Genomic DNA, 24,945 nt, shown 5'->3' on the forward strand with positions numbered 1-24,945 from the left:
TTCTTCTCTTGCCCGGGATATGCCCACCATTAGCTGCGCAGCCATCGCTGCAGGTGGAATAACCCGACCCCCGCCGCGGCGATGAGTCCGCCTACAAGAAAAGCCGGCATGCTGAAGAAGGCTCCTATTGTAATTGCGGCCCCCGCTAGCAGACCCACGCCGCCTGCGAACGCACCCCAGAAATCTCGGCGGCGAAATGCCCGAATGCCGCTGATAGCAGAGGTAATTGCTATTCCAACGCCTCCGAGCGCCAGACCCGCAGTCATCGCTGTGACCCCGGCTCCAGCCGTTGCGCCAGGCGAAGCTAATGCATAAACTTCTAGCCCGCCTCCTACCGTTGAGACCGCATCTCCCCCGGCCATGGCGTAGTCTTTGTCGGCAAGGTCACTTCCCAGTGCAAATGCAGAAAGCGCGTAACCCGCAACTGTGAGCCCTCTGCCGGCTACGCCTAGAGCTCCGGGCAGCCCTCGCACATGTTCAGGCGGAATAGAATCGGGGACGGGCCCCCTGATCTTGTTATAACCAGTTGCGATATCCGCTCCAGCGGATGGTGGCGCATCTGTTGGGGTGATCACCACTGCTTGTGGGCTCTTTCCAGCCATCGAACCAGTTGCGTTGCTTGCTATTGCTTTCCCCGCATCACGCGTAGCCTTACTGGCGTGGGCCTCTAAGGTCGCCGCGCTCCCGTTGCTTGATTTGATCTGTTTGACGCGGGTATCCGTTTCTACGTCATAGAGCGGCCTGTTGTCACCCTGGGCCCTGATGGCTTTCGCAATGTCGTTGTTATAGAGATGTTCAAGCGTAAAGCCTCTATCGCGAAAACTGCGGCCTAACCAGATCCCCTTTTCGACCACTGGCCCGGCGTGAGTTAACGAATCAGGGCGTGGGGCATCCGTGTCCTCTGACGGCGGAGTTGTTGTCGTATCGTCGTTAGGCGGTGTTGGGTGAATATTTTTTGGGGCGGGACCTGATATTTGACTATCGGCAGATGACGCGTTTTCATCAGCGGGGGAACCGTCTGTTGCGGCTGGATTAGACTCGGTTGGAACATAAACGTACCAACCACCCTTATCCGGGAGCCATCGGGAGCGATAGTTCTCATTAGTCAAGGAAGGGTCAAATTGCCATCCCGCCGGCGCATTCCCGAAAATGCGCTTTAGGTCATCAAAGCTTTCTTCTCCGGTGAGCTTTTCTTTTGTCCGCTTTACCATTTCCAGCGGCTCTGAATCGGTGCCGGTGGCATCCACAAAGACAGCTGGACTGTTCCGGGCAAATCTGAAGAGATGTAGCCCGTCTGAAAACCCTCTTGGATCGCTACTTATCCATCTGCCTAGCCATGGCGCGTAGTATCTTTGTCCAAAGTAGTACAGTCCGGTTTCTTGATCCTGCTCTTTTCCACTGAACCGATATCGCTTTAAACTTAGGTCGAAACCTGGCTTGGCGGAGCGATAGGCCGATGTACCGTACGGGTGATACTCTTCATAGGAAATCGGATTGCCATTCTCATCCGTCTCCAGCACCGCTGAGCCGAGGCGATTCGTATACTGATAGCGAATTAGCGCGATGTGTAGCGGGTTGGCGGGGTCGGCGTTGTCGTCGTCGAACGTCTTGGTGTCGGCCTGCGCAATTTGTCCGGTGTTGTCGCTGATGTGAACCGTCCAGCGTTCGAACCGCAGCGCACCGCTAGTCCGTCGGCGCCGGCGGAAGATCATTACCGCGCCGAGGAAAATCCACTCCAGTTTCAAATTGCCATTGCGTTCGATCACCTTGCGCTGGCGTTGACCACCCAGACCATAGACGTAGTAGGCGTTTCCCCCGCCCCGGAGGTTGACGTGTCGAAGTTGGTCCATGCAGTTCCAGTCCATTACGGCCAGATGTGGCATCCGGATCATGTTGCCATAGGAGTCATGGTCGCACGTGCCGCTGTAGGGCCCGCCGTCCAGGTCACCGGGCATGCTGGTGGCCGTGAGTCGGTTAGTGCGGTTGCCAATGGCGTCGTCAAAAGCGTAACGGTAGTGGCGCGTCCAGCCGCTGCCAGCTCCAGCTTGAGGCCTGTATCGGTGTCGTAGGACCTTGATATTTCCGAGGAGGTCGTATTCGTACTCTTGGGTATAGCGACGCAGCGCATTGGTGCTGTTGAGGTGCGGCAGCTGAGGCACGACGTCCAGATCGGAATCGGTACGGATGGTGTCGTTCCCAAGTCCCGCGAGTTCTCGGCCAGAGGCGCGTACGAGCTGGTAAATAGCGTCGTATTCGTACAGGTTTTTGGGCTTGACTACTGCATTGTTGAAGAAGTAGGTCTGCTGCGCATCGTCGCGGATCTCGGTAATGTTGCCGACTGGATCGTAAGCGTAGTTCAAGTTCTGGAGACTCTGCGTCTGCGGGTTAGCGCCCGCTTTGTAAGTCAGTAGTTCGGTCAGCCGGAATGTTTTCGGATCGTAGAAGTACCGGGTGAACACGTCGTTGCCGTAATGAGCCATCTGGCGCTGGCCCTTTGCATCGTAATCCTGACCTTTGAGAAAGTCGATGAAGTTACCTTGCCCCCGGATTTGCGCCTTGAGGGAGGCAAGAAAGTTGGCCTCGTTGTACGTGGGCACAACAATCGTGCCATCGGGCAACGCTACTCGCATCGGGCGGTTCAACGCGTCGTATGTGGAGCTGGCAGTGAAGACTTCTGCCACCTCCAGATCTTGGCTTGCGGCGGCCTGGATGGCAGGAATGTCCGGCTGGCCGGGCAGGAGGCTCCAGTTGAGATCGTTCTTGTATTCATTGGCCAGAACCCGCTCAACGGACCTCGGGTTACCTTTGAAATCCAACTCCGGCACGCGGACCATTCCGGCCTGGTCGAAGACCAGATGGGCGGCCCCGAGTAGATTGAGTGGCTGGGCGTTGGCTTGCCCCATGCGATCACCGTAGACGACGAAGTTAAGCAGGATCTCAGCGCGCCCGGCCTCTTGCACAAAGATGCTGATCGGGCGTTGTAAGTCGTCGTAGTCAGTGCGGAATTGACGGCCGTGCTCGTCCCAGCTCCTGACCACCGCCCCCAACACATTCGGAAAAGTCCACCGGCGGCCTTTTTCGGCGCTTTCACCAACAATGGGTGTACCAGCCATGCCCACGAAGCCGCTGGCGACCTCGCGCTGCTCCTGATCGAACGTTTTCCAAAAGCGTCCTGTCAAATCGCTTTCAGAGCGCACGGCGGCCGTCTTGCCCCCGCCGTAGTCCGACACTGCATAGACGGGCACACCCAGGCTATCGAAATGGAGCACGCCTGGAGTGTCCGCGTGCTTGGCAGTGAGCCAGGCGGCACGACGCTCTGGATCATTTAGAGGCTCGGGCTGCGTAGCCGGATCGGGGCTGTCTCTGTCCGCATACCACTGGCTGGTTTTAACCGTATCGTTCGCATCAGAGATCTTCTGGAGCCACGGTGTGAACTCACGGCCGGCGACAGTGCCGTTCGGGAACAGTGTGCGGACGTTGCGCCCGAGAGGGTCGTAGTAGAGGACGGGCGAAACACCGATTTCGCGCAGCAGCTTTTCGTCCTCGTACTCGTGCGTGGTGCTGAAGTAGGGTTCATACTGCTTGACCGGCTTCCCTTTGTTGTTAAGGACAGTGCGTCCGTTGCCCACCCATCGCGGATCCGCGTCCACTTCCGCCATGCTGCCGTCTGGATTCACCTGGAAGGCCTTCCCACGGTGTGTCTGAGCTTTGACCATCACCACACCACCGCAGCCGTTGAAATAGGCGTAGCTCTCCTGCCACCGAGTATTTGCGGCGCCGTGCTGCTCCCGGGCAAAAACGTGGACGTAAGCGGGGCGCCGGTTGTTCATCCAATCAGACAACTCATACTCCAACCGCATGGTCGGGTCATCTAGCGTGTCTCCGTCCGTCGCACCGGCTTTACCCATGACGGCGGTCTTGATGACCATGCCCAGCTCGTCATGTTCGACGGCCGAGCGGTTGCCATTAGGATCCGTTACAAGCACCGGGCCGAGGACCCTGTAGTCGTTCGTCGCCGTAACGACGTTCCAAGCCGCTTGCCTGACTTCGACCTTCTCGATAAGCAGCACTTGCTGATCGAAAGCTGCGACGGTCTCAAGGCCGAAAGGATCCTTGGCACCAATTGCGATGTAGAAGTTAGCGCGGGGGTCAGCAGGGTAAATAGCTGTCCCCGATGGCAGCCACCAGTTGGTGTCTCCGGCGAATTGCACATAACCTGCAGCAGCGAAATCGGCGTCCACGACTTTGCCACCATATTGGGCGGCTATGACATTCTGCGTGAACGCTAGCTGGTAGCTCTGGTAACTCAGCCCAAGCGAATCCCACTGGCCGAATGGCAAGGGGTTCAGCGCGTTGTCGCGGAATAGTGTGCGGCTTTGGGAGAGTAAACGCTTTTGTGGCGCAACGTTGTCCGCGACGACTTCGTAGTCGATCGACTCTGCCGCAGCAATCTTGGCCTTGATCTCATCGAACTGGTAGAACGTGGTTGCCGAAGCAACGCCTGTAATTTCATAGCTCCTGGACTCGATGGGCATTCGCAACCGATAGGCTTCGACCGGAACTTCTGTTTCAAAGTCTGATGTGTAGTCCGTCTCGGAACAGGTTACGTATTGGTGTTGCTGATCGCGGGTTACTTCAGCAGGGAGAGAGAGATCGGCCGACCTGCGTCCGTAGATCACCGAGCAGGACTGGCGGGCGTTCCCATACTCGTCAAGATCTAGTCCGAAGGTATGCAATATGCGAGGGTCAGCCGGATTTCGCTCGTAGTTGAGCGAAATGGACTCCCGGCCCACGGGAAAGAATACGCCGTATCGCTGACTTTCTTGTGGCTGCAAGCAGCGAACTTCGTAGTTGTTCTCCGTAATTAGGTAGGGGTGCCCTTCTCTTGCGGTGTTGTCGTAGCTATACACTTCCTGGTGCAACGGCAAACCCTTCAAGGCGCGAACGCATTCCTGCATTGCGTTGACGCTCAGGCCTGAGGGCAACACCGACTCGGGAACGTGCTGCTCATGCAGGTAATACTCATGGCGGTGCTGATGCAGAATTTTCGATTGGTCTAGGAATGACCCTGTGTGAAACCAGGTTCGAATCGCTACTGGGGGCTGGTTCAGTTCTGGCACTAGTTCTTGGGCACCGTTCATGTCTTGGACTTCCACGGCGTAGTCCCCGAACGTACCGGCATCGAACTGCTCGACCATACCGAAGCCTCGGAACTCGCGCTCCTCGCCGTCGTAGTAGCCGTGGTGATAGGCGTAGTGGGTGACCACATGGCTTCGGCTGATGTGGTCGAAGGTCGTGACCTTTTCGACTACGTGGACCGGAAAAGGAAGGCGCGTGATCCAAGGTTTTCCGGCTTGCTTGTCCTGGAGATAGAACTTGGTCGAAGGGGAGTACTCGACGCGTGTCTCCGCGCCCATGTTGTTGACAGTTTTGACCAACAAGTGGGGTTTCTTTCCGCCCATTAGATTAACGAAACGCATCTGCCGCCCTGCATTGCCCGCTAGGGGCGACGACCAGACCAGGCAGGCCGTGCCGTTACCAAGGAGATCGATTGGCACGATACTCGCCAAGTCGTCGACGTGCGGGAATGCTACTAACGGCTGAGCCTTGGTCCAACTGTTTCCCGACTGGTTGAAATACAGACGCACGCCGTCACGGTGCAGATAAATGATGTCGGTGGTGCCGCTGCCGTCGATGTCGGCCAGTCGGACGCGCCGCGGCTCGAACTGGTCAGGATTGTCGAACCAAGGCGCGTTGTCCATAGTGACCTTGGCGCCGAAGCAGCCGTACCCTAGGTTGGGCCAGTAGCAGACCTCGCCATTACGAATACGGACGATGTCGGTCAAACCATCGCCGGAGAGGTCAGCCAGATAGATGGATTGGGTACCGTCAGAAAACGTAACTCGGGGGCCGTTCTCATCTTCGAGGGCTTGGGGGACGCGCTGCGCAGAACCGAAACCCGCTTCGGCGAGCGAAGCGTGCCAAACGAAGGCGTCGTCTTCAGTGATTAGCACGTCGGCGTGGCCGTCACCGTCAAGATCGACGAACTTGACATTCGGATCGCGCGTATCGAAGTTCAGGCGCGATGTGAAGGATCGGAAGGAATGCCAGCCTTCGGCTGCGTCGTGCTTATAGAAGCCGGGCGACGGCCCCTCCATAACGACGACATCGGGCTGACCATCTCCGGCCAGGTCCACGAAATCCACTCCGCTATTCAAAGAGACATTTGGTTTGAGTGCGACTGTTTCGAGTGGTGCGAACTTCGCCTTCACTGATTCCCTGCCCTGAAGCATCTTGTCTGGGACAGTGCTGATGTTGCGCTTGTAAAACCAAGCTCCCGCCTGCTCGGTGAGAATGCCTGGGATACCCTCACCATGCAGGTCCATCCAACGGTAGGAACTGCCGTCCAGACCGACAGGGAGGTTGTCCAAGCTCGAGGGATCAACCTCCTCCACCTTGTTCTGCACGATGGGCTCGGTGTATGCGAATTCCACAGGTGGGAGACTGCGCGTGCTGTACCCGACGTTTTCCCGACGATAGCCGGTCTGTGCGACAGTACATAGAAAGCTGTAGACGGGGTCGCGGACAGCGGTGGGATCCAATTCGTCCGAGTATGTAAAATCCGTGGAGCGCACGAGGCAGTCCCGTTCCACGCCCGCTTCTCCGGGGAAGTGGTGAAACATCAGAATGCGCTGGCAAGTTCGATAGGTTCGGATCTCGAATCCAGGACGATACGAGGAAAACGGATCGTTGCGGGCCGGCCACTCGCCCGTTTCACTAGAGATCGGCGTGTTGACGTCGTGCTCGCCGTAGTCGAGAACGACTTCGAAAAACCAGGAGCTGCTCGCGTCGGGTGCGGCGGCCTCCTGCGGCTCCGGCCAGGGAGCGTCGTCTTTGAGCACCGGGAAGTAGGGCGCACCGTTGCCGTATCGGATGCGCTTGAGGTAGCGCCCCGCTGAACGCGAGGTCGTCGTCCTATTGCATTCGTGCGCTTTAGAGATAGGGTCGCCAACGGAGTCCTCAAAGATCCGAGCGGAGTCTTCGCTCTTGTAGCCGTAGACGATGGCGTTTCCCTTGTCATCATGACTTTGGCAGATCAACCAACTGAAGATGTGCCGGGGGTTGGCGGGATCAGAGATGCGGCTCTCAGGCGTTTTGCCGTACCACGTAGTGATGTTGTCTTTGGAAATGGAGCGCCAGAACACGTCAGTGACATCGATAGTATTCGTCCAGCGCTCGATGCGCGCAAAAAGCCCCTCAATCCGTGGGCGATAGCGGCGAACCTGATACTCGATGCCATCCACGATCCTTGTGGGTAGGATCTCGCGATCCCACTCCGACCCTGGCGCGTTCTGCGCGAGAACCGGTACCAAGTCTTCGGCGCCCGAAATAATAAAGACATCAGACTCTTCCGCGTCGTGGTATTGCGGCAGGCCTTTGTCGGTTTTGCGGGTGATCGCTGGCAGTGACAGGCTCCAACCGAATCCGAAAGGACCATTGCCAGAACCGGAATCGTAGGAAATTGAGAGTTGGGGTCCGAATCCGGATCGCCCCGGGCTAGTAGCAATTGGCAGGGACATGGATCCGGTTCCGGTTACGGGGTTGGCTGCGAATTTTTCGCCCATCCCGCGGATGGCACCTCCGCCCTTGGGCAGAGATATTGAGGGAATTGCTGACTTCCATTCTCCATTGTTAGGAACGTTCTCTGTCTCCGAGAGAGTCATCTGTCACCTCTTGTTCAATAAAGCAGCCAGGAATTGATTCCGCACCCTTGGAAAGTGGGGCCTTTTCAGCCCAGCTTGTAGTGGACCACTACGTAAACGTCCTGGATTTCATCCGGATCCAATATCAAGCCCGCGAAGCTGTTTGTGCCCTCACGCTTCATTTTCAGCGTCATCTCTGCGTTGATGTCCACATCTTCCAGGTTGAGTCCGGCATCTGTTGCGTTGAGCGTCGCTTTATGGAGGCCGCCATATGTTTCATTCGACGTCATCAAGAACTCGTCCGACTCGGCCGCGTTCACCTCGCCGTGTTTCACTGTCGAGATGACGGCGGTATAGTCGCCGTCATGCGTCGAGCGAGCGAATAGCTCGATGCATGAGATCACGACATTCCGATCGTGAGCCAAAAAGAGCAGTCGCTGTGCTTCGATGGTGAACCGCAGCACTTGGTCGTCGCCCTCGGTTGCCGGGCGGAGGAACGCGTACCACTCATTCGGAAAATCAGCCCGTGCACTGAACATCTGAACTAGCGGCTGATCCTTGCGTTCGGCAGCGTTTGCAATGAAGTCCTTGACGTGGTTCGCCGCCCGCGCTCGGAACGTGCCGGCACCCTCTCGCGCCGTGTAGCTGAGATGCAGCACGACGTCTGCGATGGTGCCGTAATCGAGCTGCCGCAGCTCTTTGTCTTCTGTTAGCTCTATTTCCCATTCGCTGATCGAACCGGCATTCTCGAACGGGAGGTAGCGCTCATCCCTGAAGTTCAGTTCGAATAGTCCCGGGTCACTCTGGGCGGTGCTGGTGACAAGTGCCGTCACTGGTGTGTTGTTAGTACGGAATCTGGCGTCGTCGATCCAAACGCCCTCGTCGTTCTCGTGCTCATACTCGCCCGAGCTGTTCATTGAGGTGTTCACGCGAACGTTGTTGTTTATCAGCCGCAGAGTGCAGCTGATAGTCGAATAGGGCCCTGCGATGCACGGGATCGATAGCCGGACGGCCTTGATCCTTCGGAAGTAATGGCCTGCGAAATCGAGGTCGAACAGCTCTTCAGGGATCGAGAATGTGCAACGTCCGGTCTCACGCAGTGCCAGAAGCGCGAGTGGATCAACGCGCAGCAACGAAATGTTTTTTGTAAGCTCCAGCTCACGTTTGTTGTCGTTCAGGTACGTGCTCTCCATTCGCCGTAGCGCGAGTTGAAGCTCCTCGCCGGCCATGAGACCGCTTTTCGAATCATCCCAATAGCCGTAGTTAATGAAGCTCGCGGTTTCGTCGCCCAGTTCGTTGCAGAGTGCCTTCTCGCATTTCTTTGCGAGCTCGTACGCCAGCGTGTAGCTCTGCTTGTAGACGACCAGCAGGCGCTCACGCATCCACTGGTACAACTCCTGACCGGTGAACTTATCTCTTAGGAACTGCTCGACCTGCTCCGTCTGCTCGATCTGACGTTCGTGGTTCTCGAGTTCCTTGGTCGTCACCTGGATTTGAATGTCGGCGGACGTGATCTGCTTGTCGAGCTGCACAATCTCGCGGGCTGCGATGTTGGCTTGGAATGCCCACTCCTGCTCACGCCTGATGTAAGAGCCCACGGTGGCAGCCTGCGCCGCCTCGGACGAAAGGAGCGCGCTGACTCCCGCTGCGGCGCGAGCAGCGGCCGAGCTGGCCGCACCGAGATTCTGGCCGCCCCACAGCGCGCCCGCACCCACGCCGAGTGGTGTGCCCACTGCATCGAGCTGCGGGAACAATGAGAGTATTCCCGCAGCGACCTCCGCAGAGTTCGCGCCCACGGACCACCACTTCGCATCCCGGTTCTTGTCGAGTTCCTGTTTTTCCTTGCCGATCACCCTAACGCCGGTCACGCCACTGTCCGACAGAACGGTGTCGGCACCCGTGACGACCGGTGCTATCAATGTGTCGGCGGGCAATTGGCTGTCTGCGTTGAGCGTCGTCGAGATCGTTGGCGGTACAGGCACCGCGATGGTCTCACCCAGCAGTTCCACATAATGCTGGAGTCGCATTGCTGCTGAAACGCGCGTTTTCAGGAGATTCTCCTTGTTGGCCTGGGACTCCAGCACCTGCCGCTGGCGCACCTCGGTCACGCGCTGAAGCAGGTCGCGCTCCTGTGATGTTCGCAGGCGGACGAGCTCCTCCGCGTCCAGCTTCTCGAACGCCGACAGCAGCGACTGCCCGAGACCGCGTACCTCGTTGCAGAACTCATTTGCCCTCTGGAGCAGATGCGCGAAGCGGTGGATCGGCGGCGGGCTGCCCAGATCGGCCAAGATACTACTGATGCTCAAACCCTGCGCCGCTGCCTGCACGAGGGCCGCCGGGTCAATGGGCGGCGCAAATAGCGCAAGTTGACGCTCCACGCCATCGATGTCCTGGCAGTGGCGAATCTTGTACAGCCGGTCCTCCACTCGGTCCCAATGTTCCAGCATCGCCTCATTCGGAGGTACACAGAAGTACAGCGCCGAGCCAATGCCGAGCAGGACGTTGCCAAGCGCGCTGTCACTGCCGGGCGCGTCACTGGAGTACGGGAAGGTGTTTTCAAGCTCGACCAGCGCATTCGAGAAGTCGTCCCATGACGTTTCGAGCGAGGCATACGACTCGGCGTCGACCTCTCCGCGGCGGGGAACAAACTCTGGCCGCTTCCCGAGCACGTGCGACGCCATGACGTAGAGCTGGAGTGCCTCGAATACGCTCTCGCGCGTGAACTTGCGGAATAACGAGTCGGCCCAGTCGACGAGGTTTGTGGCGTACTGGATTACAACGTGCTTCATGTAGGCGATCGGCCTATTCGCAGCAACGCGATGCGGGTCGAACGGGTGGTCACGCCACTCTGCGATTACCGCATTCTCAACGCTGGGGTCTGCGTTCGGCGCGAGTGTTTTGAACCATTCTTCGAGGTTGGTTGGGGCCGTCGTCTTGAACGGCAGCAGCTTCCAGTACCGAGCCGTCGCAGACTCGCCCGGGATAGCCGGGGCGTCCGTCGTCGGGTCGTAGATCAGATGGAACCACTTCATTGCCTCCTCGTATCGGCCGTTCTTGCTCAGCCTGGTGGCTATATACAGCGGTACGTGGAAGAAAAGCTCCATGTTGTAGGCGCTGTTCGCGCCCAGCGGATCGAAGCAAACATTTTGCTTGTAGTACGTCCGGGTCGCGAAGTTCACCGGTCTCTGAACGAAGCCACCTTGGCCGAAAGTCTGGATGAAGCCCTCATGGAAGACTGGGTCGTAGGCCGTCTCGAAGGTCAGTCCGTTGTCCGAATCAAGACTCGTGTTCGCCTCAATGAGACCCCGCACGCCACCTTGGTTCAGCCGCTTCATATATTCAGATGTGTATGGATGGTGGAAGGTGTGAAACTCAAGTCCGTAAGACGGCGGCGGAGCCAGAACGATGGACTCATCGTGCCAGCCTTCCCCTAGCTGTAGTGAGCCAAAAGCACCGCCGATCGGCCGGCGGTCGATCGCACTGCTGACAGCGGCCTGCTTGGTTACTTTGCCGTTGACCATATCCAGCGCTTTCGCGGGCCCAAACGAAGGCTGACTACCCAGCTTAATACCGTGTGCCAGATCCAACCTGACCCCCATCTCGTCCAGCTCCATGTATTTATCGACCGTCAACTGCAAGCCCCCGGATCGCGGTAGCAGGGCGTGCATCTCGAGCCCCTTGTTCATGTCAAACCAAGGTGGCGGCACCATGCCCCAAATTGGAGTCCGGACCGGGCGCACGAAGTAGGTGCGGAGCCTATCCCGGTAGAAGAACGGGTCAGTAAGCGTTACTTCGACCCCAGACTGGGTGTCCACGGGCAGAAGCCCGTGGTCTACGGACTTCCTAAAATATGTATGGCCCGTGAGCTCGAGCTTGCCGTCGCGCCGCCGTTTTCCAAACTCGTAGCGATACTCGGACGTAATCTCCTGGTGCGCTCGCCATTGGCCGTCAACTTGAACGGGCGACGTGATGTCCGCCAGGTTGAAGCTCCCGCTGAAATAGTTCCAGTAGTTGTCTCTGGCCGAGATCTTGAGTTCTTGTGTGTCGGTGTCGATTGACGGCGTGAGGAGGTAGTCGCGCTCTACGACATAGTCAGGGGTAACCCAGTCGGGTGTCCGCGAATGCTCGATGAACTCCTTGGTTTGGGCCTTTGGGGTCCATTTGCCGTCGACAAGTTCGCTCCAGGCGATCCGGATCTGGAGCTTCTCTACTGCCTTAATCTTCGGTATAGGCTCCTTCGATAGGTCCTGCGCCGAGCTGCTTCCCTTATCTGGAGGGCTAGAGACACGTATGAACTCCGGCCAGAAGAGGAAGAGCCGTTGTTTCCAGATCACCGGCACAAGGCCAACGCCACTGTTGCCCTCCTGGTTCTCCATGCCCTCCGTGGCCCGGATGTCCACCGGCACGCGCGACCATGTGCTCCATTTGCCAAATTCATCCCAGGTTCGGTGGTAGTACTTATAAGGTGCTGCATGCGTCCGGCCGAAAACGTGGAGGTACTTCAGGCGCCCGTTGCTATAGTTCTCGCGGTGCGTGCCGCAGACGTCGAGGTTCGCCACCTGGTCCAGACTCGTAAGGTAGCCGCGGAGGGCCTCCTCAACCGTGCGGTCAGTCACGTCGTTCTGAAGGATGTACGACTCGAGGTCGCGGAAGAACTCGCTGCGGTCCATCCTCCACTCAGGCTCCAGCCAATTCTCCGGGTAAAGGAAGACCTTCCGGTTTGCCTCCCACACCCGGTATTGCTTTAACCATTCCCAACGTTCTCGGTCGATCGCGCTCGGCGCCACACCCTCCTCAGTGCCCCCGCCCCTATCGCTCTCCAAATTGAGTAGGCAGCGCTGGACAAACTGCTGAACTGCGGCGCTTGCCTGCACCACACGGGAGGTGTCCATGCACGAGCCCATCTGGACATCGATGAGCAGATACTCATAGAGGCCGTCGGCGTCCGTCGCACCCCACTGGCGGATTTCCGGGCGGGTGAGCAGGTACGCCACCAGGGCATCCCGTTGGTGGGCTCGTATGCTGTCGCTGAGTTGCCCTGCAATTTCGAGCCCGTCCGTCTCGTCATAGGCCGCCGCCACTGCACGCTTCAGCAGCTGTGCTGTGGCGTCAAGCTTGTCGAAGTGGTCGGTGACCATGCCCCACTCAAGTAGGGTCTGGGGAGACACGCCTGTCCGTGCGAGGATGTCCAAAGCTGGGCGCAAACGATTCATGCTGGCTTCGTTCCTGAAGTCCCCTACGGTCAGTCCGAAGTGTGTTTGTGCCAGGAAGCTCAGGGCCGACTCATCCCACGCCATAGCTTCGCGAACAGATTGGAGGAAGCCGTCCATATCTGGCGCTGGGTCCGCGCTCGCGGCGGTGAATATGTCGGTCAATCGGGCGTTACCCTGGGGGACCGCGCTGCGCAGGCCCACGTAGGCCACCAGGCGGTCCACCTGCGCCGGGGTGGGAGCCGTGAAGTCCATACTGTCGAAGTCATTGGCGTGCGCCAGAATGTACCGGAGCTCCTCCGGGTGCAGCCCAAGTTGGTCGACCAGGATCGTGGCCCGGTGCAGTTGCATCGCGACAGCGCCAAAGTCATTGACTGTCGTCGCCGGATAAGCGTCCTGTGGAGAAAGCACCTCGAGGCCCGAGGTAGGGGTCTTCCAGAGGAGCGAAACGCCGGCGGTATCGTTGATGTCCGCATACTTGAGCAGGAGTCTGTGGGACCGTCCCCCGTCCAAATTAACTATGACTTCGCGGGTGGTATCGGCTTCGTTGCTAGCCTTCTCCAGCACCTTTTGGTTGTCAATGTAGAGCTTGAAAGCATCGTCGTCACCCGCGACTTCCACAACGATCGTGCGCTCGCCAGCCGGCGCCAATACGAACGCGTCCCAAGTGGCGCTGAAGCCGTCAGCCGGCACCCCCGGATCGGGCGACTCATCCGCCCACTCAAAGTTCACGGCAGACTCAATCCGGGTCGCGACCTTCGTTGTCCAGTCCGGATCGCTGAAGTAGCACGCCGACCATCCCTCGGCCGAGAGGCTCTCGAGCAGTTGCTGGGCATTGTCGCCGATCAGCGCTGCAACCGTGGCCTCGTCCGTGTCCAGTAGCGCAGAAAGGTGCTGTCCGAGCGCGCGCCGGCCAAGCTCCGCCTTCACCTGCGGTACCAAATGCAAGTACACATAGTTGAGGCGTTGCTCGATCGTGGTCGGCGCAGGCTGCTGCGGCCGGTTAAGGAGCTGCTGAGACGCCTCCGCCAGGTCTGCGAGTATCCCCCCGAACTGTTTCGTCAGGAAGACTTCAGGCTCCTGGTAAATGCTGTCGACAGCTGCATCGAAGCTCGCATCTGTATTCGGCAGGTCCTTGAGTTCCGTGCGGTCGGCATCGGTCATGACGCCCACGGCCCCCAGGCGGCCGCTCCCCTCGATGTAGATATATCGCTCGGAGAGCGATTCGGGGATAGCTACGTTCAAGTTCTTATTGGCGGACGCCTCGAAAGTAGCTGTGTCATTGAGGATTGCTAGCAGGCGTGTTGCGATCGGCGCCTGAAACGTCAACGCCAGCATCCCTGCAATGTCAGGTGCTGTGATTGGCGATGGCGGTGACGCCGGGTAACTCTGCTCGATTGTCAACAGCGATTCGCGCACATCACGCATCGTCGAGCGAATATCCTCGTCATCGAGCCCAGGCCTTCCGTCGGCCCGCAGCTTGCCGGTCATCACGTAAGCGAGAATGGGCGCGGTCAGTCCGAGCTCCTTGTAACCCGTCACCCTACTGTAGAACTTACGGGTGGCGCCCGGGTTGGTTGTCGTCCACTCATCGGCGTCGACGTCCCACAGACTAAACGGCGACACCGCCATCGCCTCAATCAACGCGCACAAGTCGGTGACTTTGACCCTCAGAGCACGGGCGAGAACTCCATAGCGGTAAACGGTCGACACGAACGGCAAAGTCAGCGGGTCATTGAGCGGTTTAATGGCCCGGGGATTTCCCCCCTCGACTACCCGAGCCACGCCCAAGATCGCTTCGAGGTCCGCGTCACGCAGCCTGAAGGCGGCTAGCAGTGCGGGACGGTGGTCGCCCAGCACTTTGGTCGAGTCTGCGAGGTAACGGCCCTTTGCATCGGGCTTGAACACGTCGTCGATCCGCTGCACCGCACGGTTCAGGAACAGCTTGCGGTACAGCGAGCCCGTGCCGTCGGCGTCGATGGATCCCCACAGCACTCCAAGATCGGCCACCGTCAGGTTCGCGGCCTGACGCATGGCCAGGGCATGCTCGAGCTGCTCGATCGTTTCCGGTTCTACATCACTAGCGCCCAGCGCCGACAGGAGTAAATCGGTCTCGTGGATCGTTAACCCCAGCTGCCGCCACAGCCGGATGAACAGGTGCAGCCGCTTCCAGGTGGCATCAGTCACCCCCGAATTAGCTCCGCCCTCGTAGATGCGGCCGATCGTGCGCAGCTCGGTCGTCTCAAGATCGCAACGGGACTCCGGCTCGTAGAGCGTAACGACCTCGCGGAAATCGTCGAAATTCTCTTCCAGCCAATTGCCAAGCTGCTCCGCACTCAGCCCGTCAGGACGGCCGTCGTTATAGACCGCCAGCGCTGCCATAACATCCATATCGGTGGCCGCGTCGAGCGTACCTTCGGCGATTGCCTTTAGCTTGTCGTAAAACACGGTGGGCGGGATCGAAGCCGCCGCGACAAGGTCCTCGACTAGGTCGAGCGTCTGTCGATGCGGATTTACGAACCGTACACTGATCAAATCGACGAGTTGCTGGTAACTCACACCCGTACGCGCCATGAGGTCGAGCACAGCGTGAAGGTTCTCAACGTCTCCGGCGACCACATAACCGTAGGCCTCATGGAGTGGAACAGCGGAAGCTGTGCCGTCGAGCTTCTCATCGGTGAGGAGTGCATATTGCTGTGGCGAGAAGCGCAGGCATTCCGCCGCAATTGCGCGCACCTCCTCGGTGGTCGGCTCCGGGCGCAGCGCTCGCATTACGTCGTAGCGGCTCACGCCCAGCTGGCTACTGTATGCGCGGATCACATCCAACGGCTGGTGATACGGCAGTGTAAAGGGGTAAATCGCCTCGGCCAGCACCCTGTACGCGGCGACATCCGAGTTTTGCGGATGCGCCCGCAGTTCCGCTTCAGTGGCATCGCCGGTGTCGTAGCCGGTGAATCCGTTTAGCGAGCCGCTAGCGGTGTAGTACTCCATAATCTCGTTGACAAGATCGACGTAAGGAAGAATCTTCTTCGCGTTCTCGCACGTGAGCAGCAAGTGAACTATGTCCGGCCGCCTCTGATTGAAGATATCCAGCGGTGTGTCACCGTTGTCGTTCGGCACGCCCCGCCAGAGGAAACGCAGCAACTCGACCAAGTATGCGGAAGGGCTGAACACTGAGCTGCAGTCGCTGCATTCGCACATGCTGACGCCGCCAACGAGCTCGGTGTAGGTCGGAAGCGCCTTAGACAGGAATTCGATCGCCTCGGACCGCTCGTCTCCGCTGAGCACGGTGGACGGTGCGTCCTGGCGCACGATCTCCGCGAGCTTGGCCGCGGCCATCTCCGCACGGCCAGCCACATGCATAGCCCGCTGGTAGACCGCGAGCGCGGTCTCGGTGCCTCCAAGTGTTTCGCCGTAGGTTGCTATGAAGCTCTTCCGCGGGATCGACATGATGTTGTGGGCTGAGTCGAGGCCATGCGCGTAGAGGGTTTCCATCACGGTCGGGCTCGTGCTGACTTGGTAGATGCGTTGGAGCTTTTTGAGTTCGGTTGCGACGGCGGCTGCATGTTCGCCTGCGTGCTCTATGATCACGTTGTTGAAGTCGGTCACTTTGGTCATGGCGATGTCGAAGTCGCTGCCCGTAAGTACCGCCGATACTCCCGCTGCGATCTGCGCGTCTGGGATCCTAACGCGTCCGTCGGTTATGAGCTGCGCGACCCGGTGTGTGGGGTAGGCCGCGTCGATGGTGCTAGCAAGGAAGTCGGCGAACTTCTCTTTTGCTTGCTCGTTCGCTTCGGGGTGATCGGGGACGCCTGCTCTGGCCACTGCTTCCCGCCAGTCATCCCGTGAGAGCGCGAGCAGGTCTTTCTCGGAGCGGACGTCGTTGTCCACCAGTAGGGTCTCGATGAGTGGTTGATGCCCGTTGGTGATGGCGGTGAGTTGCATCGTCAATTTCACTCGAGCAATGAGCTCTGGTTTGTTTTGGAATTCTTCCTGGCTGGGTAGGTGATCGCTCCAGAATTCGGCGAGGTTTTCGCCCTCGAATGTTGCGACCGCTTGCGCGTAAGCCTGCCGCTGCTCTTGGTCCGGGAGTGCGGGTGCTAGTAGTTCCCGGATCGGCACACCGTTGGGGGTCTCCTCGTCGAGCGCGTGCCCGGTTGTGCTGGCATGGAGCTTCTCTACGAAGGTGCGGATTGTTTGATCGTCTTTGTTGGTGATCGTGTGATCCGCGACCTTTTTCTTGATTGCGGTAGTAAGTTCGGGAGCGGAGAGTTGCGCGATTGTGCTCCACCTCAGCCAGACGCCTTCACGGACTAGTCCGTAGGCCAACTCGACGTCGCTGTTGCCCGCCAGGGCGTCGCCTTCCCCGTTTAGCGCGTGAGTGAACTGTCTAGCGTCAGTGACTGCGGCTATCTGCGCCGGCTCCACGGGCATTTGGCCAGCGAGGTATCTGATCTCGGCGTCGGCGCCCGTGAGGTTGTCTAGCGATAGTTTTCTCTCGTCGAGGAATGGATCCAGGTGCGAACGCAACTTCTCGTACTCTGTGCGGTCATCGCGTGGCGCCATGACCACGAGCTCAAGGTCGGGTACGAATGACTCGTTGGCGTAATCATCGGTGTGCACTACCCGGGATCGGGCGACTATTCGTTCCGCGTCATCGACGGCAAAAGTTACGACATCCGCATTGCCTCGCTCTCCGAGATCTGCGGTCCCTCTCTCGGGGAACGCGAGGTGCCAGTCGTAGAACGTTATGGAGTAGGACCCTTGGGAGTCGGTGATGTCTTCCCCGAGCACGTCGAAGCCGTTGCTTCGCTGCAAGTCGGCAACAGTATCGGCCTTACGCCGGCCCCAGATTCCCTGTAGGTCCAGATCATATGCGAGCACCTCCACGTTGGACACTGGCTGACCATCCAGGTCGTTTACCGTGCCAGAAACTGTGAAGGAGCGCCTTGCCTCGGTCACGCCGGATTCTTGCAGCCTTACCTCGATGGCGTTCTGAGTCACGGAGTCAGCTGGAGGTCGGTCCTCACGGTCGATTCCTGCACGGCTTTGGATCTCACGGAGCTTAGTTTCGGTATCCTTGCCGAGGGTGCGGCTTTCGATCTCCTCGGGGTCGATGGGGATGCCGAGGGCCGCCAGAGATTTATGGAGAAGTGCGACTCGCGGTGATGCTTCGCCCGTTGGGATGTTGTATTTGCTGATTTTCATCACTTGCCTGCCTTTCGTCCCTGACTGCCGGCCTTAGCCACCAGAAAAAAGAATGCAGCTGTCACTCTGGTACTGGCCCGCTGCCAACCCGCGGTCCGCATCCGACTCGGGATGGCGAGATCAGCGGGTCCTCATGGCTTTCATCGATAGCTGTTCGGGTGCTCGTGGCTCCAGCAGTCCTAAAAGAGCAAGCAAATCCGTGGAATGGAGAATCGGAGCCCGGCCCACTGCTGCCTTAGAAGCGAGCTGCCACGGCATCCGCCGCGCCGAGAGGCAATCAAGCGCAGCGGTCCACGGCAATTGCCGGAATCGCCGGAGGATGCTGCCTCCTGGAATAGATGAGAAGTTGCCTCGGATGCTATGTAGGGAACATCCGCTGCATCCTGCTAATTCGATGATGACTATGGCCGCCAGCACCCAATTCCCCCACAACGATCCCATGCTGCCCCCAATTCGCCCTGGGAGCAGGGGGTTCAGAGTCCCCCATTTGCTTGTGCAATGCTCGGCAGGATCTATGTAGCTCTGAATCCGACACACTTTCATCGCAGAGTCGGATTATTTACTTGATCGGAAAGTCGCTCTTGCCGTAAGCGGATAGATGCTTGCCATGGAGAATGGCTGAATTATGCGCTCTTGGCGCTAACCGGCGCGATTCTTAGCATCGCGTAGCTTCTGCAAAGTCGATTAGGGGACATATTGGCCCTACGCTCTAGCTTAGTCAAGGGGAGAGATGGTTAATTCGTCCGTCAACAAGCGCAGCACCGCGCACGCTTACTTGGCCAGTCGCCGTCAACATTTAGTCGACTTGGTCGCTGGAGCGGGCATGACTCTCCCGTCCGGGCAGCGCCGACAGCCATGGGCCGGAACTGCGCTCCTGCACTATGGCCTATCTGCCCACTAGCACCCGCATCCCGCCAACTTGGGGTTAGGTGTGGATAGCGATTCGGGTGAGCTCAGTCTTCCAACAGAAAAATCACGGGGATTCCCTTCTCCTGCTGACAGGACGACAATCGTTCTACCTAGGCGTCGCCGTCTTTTATCAAAGGGGAAACCATGACATGGGATGCATGGGTCAGTCTCGTGCGAGACGAAACTGCGAAGGCCATTCCAAACGCATTCACGGGACTTATCCTGCTTGCGTTGGGGTGGCTGGTCACTTCCCGAGTAACGGCCTTTTGGGATCGCCGAAAGAAGGAAAGCGAGCTAAGCCTCGCAGCGCTCGAACGGTTCTACGGACTGTACGGAGAATTCTTCGCCGTCTGGAAAATATGGGAGGATCTGCAGCCAAAAGGTGCTCTACTCGAACCTGAGCAGGCAAAAGATCGCGACGACCTTCTCAAAAGAGCCGCCGCGGTGGAAGGCAATTATGAATCACTCATCGTGAAACTCATAGTTGAGCGCGATCTTGGTCCGCAAGATCTCAAGAATCTCGCATACTTTCGTGAGGGATTACAGTGCCTGCGCGAATCGATCGAAGCGGACAAATCGCTAAGGACGCGTAACGGCGATGGCACGGAGTGGAGATCGACACCCGTGGAAGGGAACCCCCAGCGAGCGAAGGCCTATCGATCCTTCAAAGCGCTGGCTGTACTCGTAAGCGACGTGGCAACTCATTCGAAGCCGATCAGGAACAGTCGTCGCGGAGACCAGGCATTTTGGCGCACCAAGGCAGAAGGGCTAATGGCCGCCACGAATGCACAGGAGCGCTTGAAGTGGTGGGATCAGGGGTTGAACGAGCCGTAGGGGAAACCACCGTTCGCCAATAAAGAATACGAATTCATCAGTCTGCTGCGCCGCAGCGCAGCTGCGACTTTACCCCGGCCGTCATGTCGGCCTGAAAACGTTTAGCGCGCCTCGTCGAATGACAACGGTCGCTGGGTGCCTGGAGTGTATGCTCGCCCAGGCTGGCATCCCGCAGGGAAGAGTGACTCTGGGAGATCAACGCGGGCTGGGCTACCAAGATGCCGTCCCGAACGTCGAGGACCCGCGCCGGCGACTCGTGCCGGTCTCAGTGCACCCCCCGGGGCTAACACCAAGATAGTGGTCGGCGGCGGGAAACCGGGCACTGGCACCTGTACCCCGTTTGGCGTATTCGTCTTCCCGACACCGGACCCGGCAAGAATTCCGCGCCCCAGCGTCAGCGTCCGATCCTTCGCGGGCAACACGGACCTGATGGTGCCCGCACCGGGCCTGGGAAACGTGCAGATCCGGTTTAACAATTCGCTCTTCCGTTTCCACGGCAAGGCCATCGTCAAGCCGGACCCGCTTGAGGTCAACGTATCACGGGCCCTGACCGCTAGGGCGATTATCGGCACGCAGGGAACCGCCACAATGGTGGGCCCGGTGTCCCAGGAGGATAGTAGCGAAATGGAAGCAGGCATGGACATGGCGGGAGGCTTCCCTGACAGCTAGTGAGAGGCGCAGCGTCTGAGGGGGACCGTCGATCGGTTTCCTCCCGCTCTGGCCTTCCCGAGGAAGTCCTGCCACGGCCTCGTCGCGCCAGCGTGAATAGGCCGATTAGTCCACCTAATCGAGGTATGACTTCCCGCTCAGGCGGGCAGGACGGACCAAGAGGCGTCGCCGCAGCAGTACGCGGAGAAAGCCATTTAGAAGACCCTGAGTCTGAAACGCCGGCTCGCAGCTTCTAGGTCCGGGTCGTTGAATCGGATCGGACTGTCACCCAAGTGAACGAGCTCGTTTTTCCACGGAGTTGAGTTCGGACAGGAGACCGGAACCCCAGCTTCCGCCGATCACCCACTCGTCCGGGCCCAGAGTCTTCGAGTACTCAGCGACGGCGGTGAGAAGCTCGTCAAGCGATTTGCTGGGCGCCTAATTAAGTTCGAAAAGGTCCATCTGCCCCGCGAGTATGTGGTGGTCATGCACGTCCGGCAGCCCGGGCATGACATAGGCGCCGCCCAGATCGACGACCTCAGTGCTCGGTCCGACTGCAGCCTCGGCAGACGAACCGACGGCGAGGACCTTCCCGTCTTTCACGGCTAGTGACGTGACGGTGGGGTATTCGTGGTGCAGGGTGTCGATAACGCCGTTGAGCAGAAGAAGGTCAGCTGTGTTGTCCACAATCCCAGTCCCTGTAGTGAGTTGGATTACAACACTAAATTCCCGGGCTTCTGGTTGACTTGACTCTCCGTGCACGGCTTTTGAAAATCCGGGCAGGAGGGCTGAGGGCACGACCGGAACTGCTACACCGCCGACAGGTGCCGAAGTGCGCGGCTACAAGGCACCGCACCCATTGGACGCCCCCGACACCTCGTCGACCTGTCACCTGATTTACTCCCGCACAGCCAGCGGCGCCCAAGTCCGAAAGACCCAACTGGGCGTCAGGTTCGCTGACTCGCGCCAGTCGGAATAGGTCCCAATTCTTCCTTCTTTGACGACGACTCGTGACGCCCATAGACCTCAGCCTGACACTTTTCGCTCTGTGGCAGCGGCAGCTTCGCCGTAAGTTCGCAGCCTGAAGTGCAGCGGACTTTGGATTGGAATCTCAGTCGCATAAGCCGGTCCTCCAGCGCGACGCTCTCGGGCCCCTCGCTGGCGATAGAAATTCGCGCAAATACTGATCTCTCGATAGGCGTTTGCCCTGCCCCATAAATCGCCCGCTGGCCGTGCCCCAAAGTAGACGAATGCGCGGTCAGAGAGGCTCTCGGCCTCAGGCCTCCAGCGGGCCCACAAACGGCAGCCGTTGATATTGCTCCCCTTGGCCAGACCTGCCGTGAGCAGGCATGCCAAAATAGCGACATGCCACCGCGCCTCTTCGACCTCAGTTCCACCTGGCACCTCCCCGCGCCAACCGAGCAAGTGTGGGCGATAATTGCGGACATCGACATGAGCTGGCCTCGGTGGTGGCCGCACTGCAGCTTCGCCGCACCGCTCAGTCGAACCGAGGCAAGGAGCAACTCCCAAGAGGACATCCTCAAGGCAACCACCGCCTACCTCAACTTCAAGGCGTCCCTGGGTTACACCCTCACCATCAGCATCCGCCCCACGGAAGTCATCGCACCAAAGGAAATCGACTTCGACGCCGGCGGACACCTGCAGGGCACTGGCCGGGTAACGCTCCTCCCCGAGAAGCAAGGCCAAGAAACGCGCATGGACATCGAATGGCGGGTCCGCGCGACGCAGCGCTGGATGAACTTCCTGACGCCGATCGCGGCACCTGCTTTCACTGCAGCTCATGCCCTGATGATGCGCCAAGGCGAAAAAGGGTTGATGAAAGCGCTGGCAAACCAAACTCCCACCAGTGCTAAGTAGACCCGTCTACATTTGACTAGCCACACGAATACAACAGTCCTACCATGGAACAAGGTCAGCCGAGCTGGGGAGCCGCCGCACCCCATGTTCCAGCGCGGACTTTCAGGCACTTAGAACGGGGGGATATTGAGCATCCACGCGAGCCTCGCCGATAGCCTCCATCGGCAGGAAACCGCCGACCCAGAGGACTGGGAAGCCACCTTCCGCAGGATGGTTCTCTTCGACCTGGCAGCGGATATGGAACTGGGCTTCTTCCTCTCGTACTACCGCAACTTCGCCATCCCGAGCATCGCTGCCACTCTCCACACCAACGGCGAAATCCAGCAGCGCCCCATGAAGCGCTCCTACGACACCGCGATCGTCATCTACGAGCTCGTCGCCAGCGGTTTGGACAGCGACCGCGGCCGCGAAATGATCAGCCTGCTCAACCACGTGCACCGCAATGTCCCCGGCAGCAAGGACGATTTCCTCTACGTCCTCCTCACCCTGCTGGTTGTGCCGATCCGATGGACCCAGCAGCATGCCTGGCGCCAGCCAACAACAGCAGAACTCGCCGCCGCCTCGCGCTTCTTCACCGAGCTGGGGTCCAGGATGAACATCGACTCCATGCCCGGCACATATGCGGAGGCCGCGCAATTTTTCGACCGTTACGAGGCCGCGCACGTCGCACCGTCCCCCGAGGGCCAGCAATTGATGGACGCCACCGTCCAGGTTTTCCAAGGCCGACTGCCGCGCCCTCTGCGCCCGCTCGCCGGGCAAATCATCAGCGCAATGCTCGACGACAGCCGCCTGGTCTCAGCGCTCGGCCTCCCCCGCGCCACCCGGATTTCCCGCACCACTCTCAAAGGCGGGCTTGCGATTCGCAACGCCATCCACCGCCGTCGGCCATTGAAACAGAAGCCTCATTTCACACCCGGCAAGGCCGGCCGCTCTTTGTACCCGAGCGGGTATTCCCTGGGCCAGATCGGCCCGATCAATATTCCGCCCTCCCCCGCCTGCAGAAGCAATGAACTATCGTGAAGCCCGGAAACTAGCGCGCAGGGCGGAGCACAGCTTCGGCTTGCCGGGTGACACCTCGCTCCATTTCATCCAGGAAAAACTGGAGATGCAACGAAGCAGGCCCATCACCATCGATGAACTCCCCGGCCTGGCGGGATCGGAATTGTGTGGCGTGTGGCTCATCTGCGAAGGCCATGACATCGTGCTCCATGCGCCAGTGAAATCCATCTGGCACCGGCAACAAATCATCCTGCACGAGTTCAGCCACATGATCCTCCGTCACGATCTCGAGATATCGGATGAAGAGCTGGTCCTCGCGTTCCTGCCAGACCTCGGCGTAAACGTACTCCGCGCGCTCGGCCGCAGCAGCTACACCGACGACGCCGAACTCACTGCAGAGGCCCTCGCGGACCAGCTCGCAACCCGCATCATCAACAATGAAGTCGGCACGACACCCGAGCCGCTGGCCTTCCGCCGCGTGTTCGGCTGATGGAGATCGTCCCGGCGGCCGCCCTCTGGATCCTGACTGTCCTCAGGCTGCCGGCAGCCTTCGATCCTGACCGTGGGAGCGTTTTCCGTGCGACTATTCTGGCCGCGATCGCCTGCACGCTTTATATTCCCGCCGTGTATTACGGCGTCGATCCTCTGCTCGGCGGTCACAACCGCGTCGGGCTGGCTACTCTTTTGTCTCTGCTCCTGGGATTTTGGCAGTTCAGGACTGCCATTTTGCTGGCCGCTGTAACCGACCTGGAAGTACGACGGCGGCAACTCGCCTTGGGCCGGTGGGCGGCGGGCGCTGCTTGCATGGCGGTAACGGCAGGATTTCTCGCAAGCCGCGTCGATGTGACCGATCCGAACCTCCCGCTGACTTACGGCGACCAGCCTGGAATGGCAGTGTTCCTCTGGACGGGCTCGGCATTCATCACCTGGATTTGCCTCGATATAGCCCGCGTGTGCCGCAGCAACATCCCACACATGCACGCACCCGCGTTCCGCTCAGCTTTCATCCTCATCGCTGCCGGCTGCATGCTGTTTGCTCTGGTCCTGCTCGACCGTTTGCTCTACGGCGCCGTGGTGAGCGTCGAGGGCACCGACAGCCCGACTGCAGCCGTCCTCACCAGCCTGTATTGGATCGGCGAAACATCCGCTGTTCTCCTTGTCAGCCTCGGGCTGCTTCTCCCCCGCCTGGCAAGTCATCTCAAATACGGCCCCTTCGGACTGCGTGTCAGGCTGTTGCTCTTGGAGATCGGGCCCATATGGAACCGCGTAGCCTCCGGCGAGCATGACCTGGTCCTCGAGCACCGACCTGTTAGGCGTCGCATATTCTTCTGCCGCCACGCAGAAACACAGCTTCACCGGCGTCTCGTCGAAATACGTGATTGTGAACTGGCCAGCCCCGCAGCTTCCGGGCGCCTGGGCGCCCACGATCGGTCCGTCGTCGAACGCGCCGAGCATGCACTCGAGAGGCGGTCCGGAGCGCAACTGACGCAATAAGCCCCGCGGGGCCTACGACGCCGATTTGTCATGCGGCCCGGCCCAAAAAAATCGATGAATGG

General features: G+C 59.2%; 9 protein-coding genes. 6 read left to right on the top strand and 3 right to left on the bottom strand.

Annotation, left to right across the window (positions count from 1 at the left end; genetic code table 11):
• Positions 1-29: 29 nt before the first annotated feature.
• A complete protein-coding gene (locus ABIE00_RS14180; RefSeq protein WP_354261263.1) occupies positions 30-7,724 on the bottom strand; it encodes a SpvB/TcaC N-terminal domain-containing protein in 7,695 nt (2,564 codons plus the stop codon).
• A 65-nt stretch (positions 7,725-7,789) separates the two neighbouring features.
• On the bottom strand, positions 7,790-18,121 hold the full coding sequence (locus ABIE00_RS14185; RefSeq protein ID WP_354261265.1) for a Tc toxin subunit A-related protein: 10,332 nt from the start codon (positions 18,119-18,121) through the stop codon (positions 7,790-7,792).
• Between the two features lie 1,053 nt (positions 18,122-19,174).
• Between ABIE00_RS14185 and ABIE00_RS14190 the strand changes: the two genes are divergently transcribed.
• Both ABIE00_RS14190 and ABIE00_RS14195 read left to right on the top strand, forming a co-directional pair.
• Positions 19,175-19,864: a hypothetical protein gene (locus ABIE00_RS14190; protein WP_354261267.1), complete on the top strand. Its 690-nt coding sequence runs from the start codon at positions 19,175-19,177 to the stop codon at positions 19,862-19,864.
• A gap of 429 nt (positions 19,865-20,293) precedes the next feature.
• Positions 20,294-20,533, top strand: a complete 240-nt coding sequence (locus ABIE00_RS14195) for a hypothetical protein (RefSeq protein ID WP_354261269.1) — start codon at positions 20,294-20,296, stop codon at positions 20,531-20,533.
• A 417-nt stretch (positions 20,534-20,950) separates the two neighbouring features.
• Here ABIE00_RS14195 and ABIE00_RS14200 read toward each other — a convergent pair whose 3' ends face one another.
• A complete protein-coding gene (locus tag ABIE00_RS14200) occupies positions 20,951-21,199 on the bottom strand; it encodes a hypothetical protein (RefSeq protein WP_354261271.1) in 249 nt (82 codons plus the stop codon).
• 678 nt (positions 21,200-21,877) lie between these two features.
• On the opposite strand from ABIE00_RS14200, the gene ABIE00_RS14205 reads away from it, so the two are divergent.
• From ABIE00_RS14205 to ABIE00_RS14220, 4 genes are all read left to right on the top strand, one after another.
• On the top strand, positions 21,878-22,390 hold the full coding sequence (locus ABIE00_RS14205) for an SRPBCC family protein (RefSeq protein ID WP_354261273.1): 513 nt from the start codon (positions 21,878-21,880) through the stop codon (positions 22,388-22,390).
• Positions 22,391-22,516: 126 nt separating this feature from the next.
• The gene (locus ABIE00_RS14210; protein WP_354261275.1) at positions 22,517-23,410 is read left to right on the top strand and encodes an oxygenase MpaB family protein; all 894 of its coding nucleotides are present in this window, start codon (positions 22,517-22,519) and stop codon (positions 23,408-23,410) included.
• A 40-nt stretch (positions 23,411-23,450) separates the two neighbouring features.
• Entirely contained in the window at positions 23,451-23,879 is a 429-nt protein-coding gene (locus ABIE00_RS14215; protein ID WP_354261277.1) for a hypothetical protein, read from the top strand.
• Positions 23,879-24,883, top strand: coding sequence for a DUF6545 domain-containing protein (locus ABIE00_RS14220; RefSeq protein ID WP_354261279.1), 1,005 nt, complete (start codon positions 23,879-23,881; stop codon positions 24,881-24,883). The genes ABIE00_RS14215 and ABIE00_RS14220 overlap by 1 nt, the downstream gene beginning before the upstream one ends.
• Positions 24,884-24,945 lie beyond the last annotated feature (62 nt).

It is taken from the genome of Arthrobacter sp. OAP107, assembly GCF_040546765.1.
GTDB lineage: Bacteria > Actinomycetota > Actinomycetes > Actinomycetales > Micrococcaceae > Arthrobacter.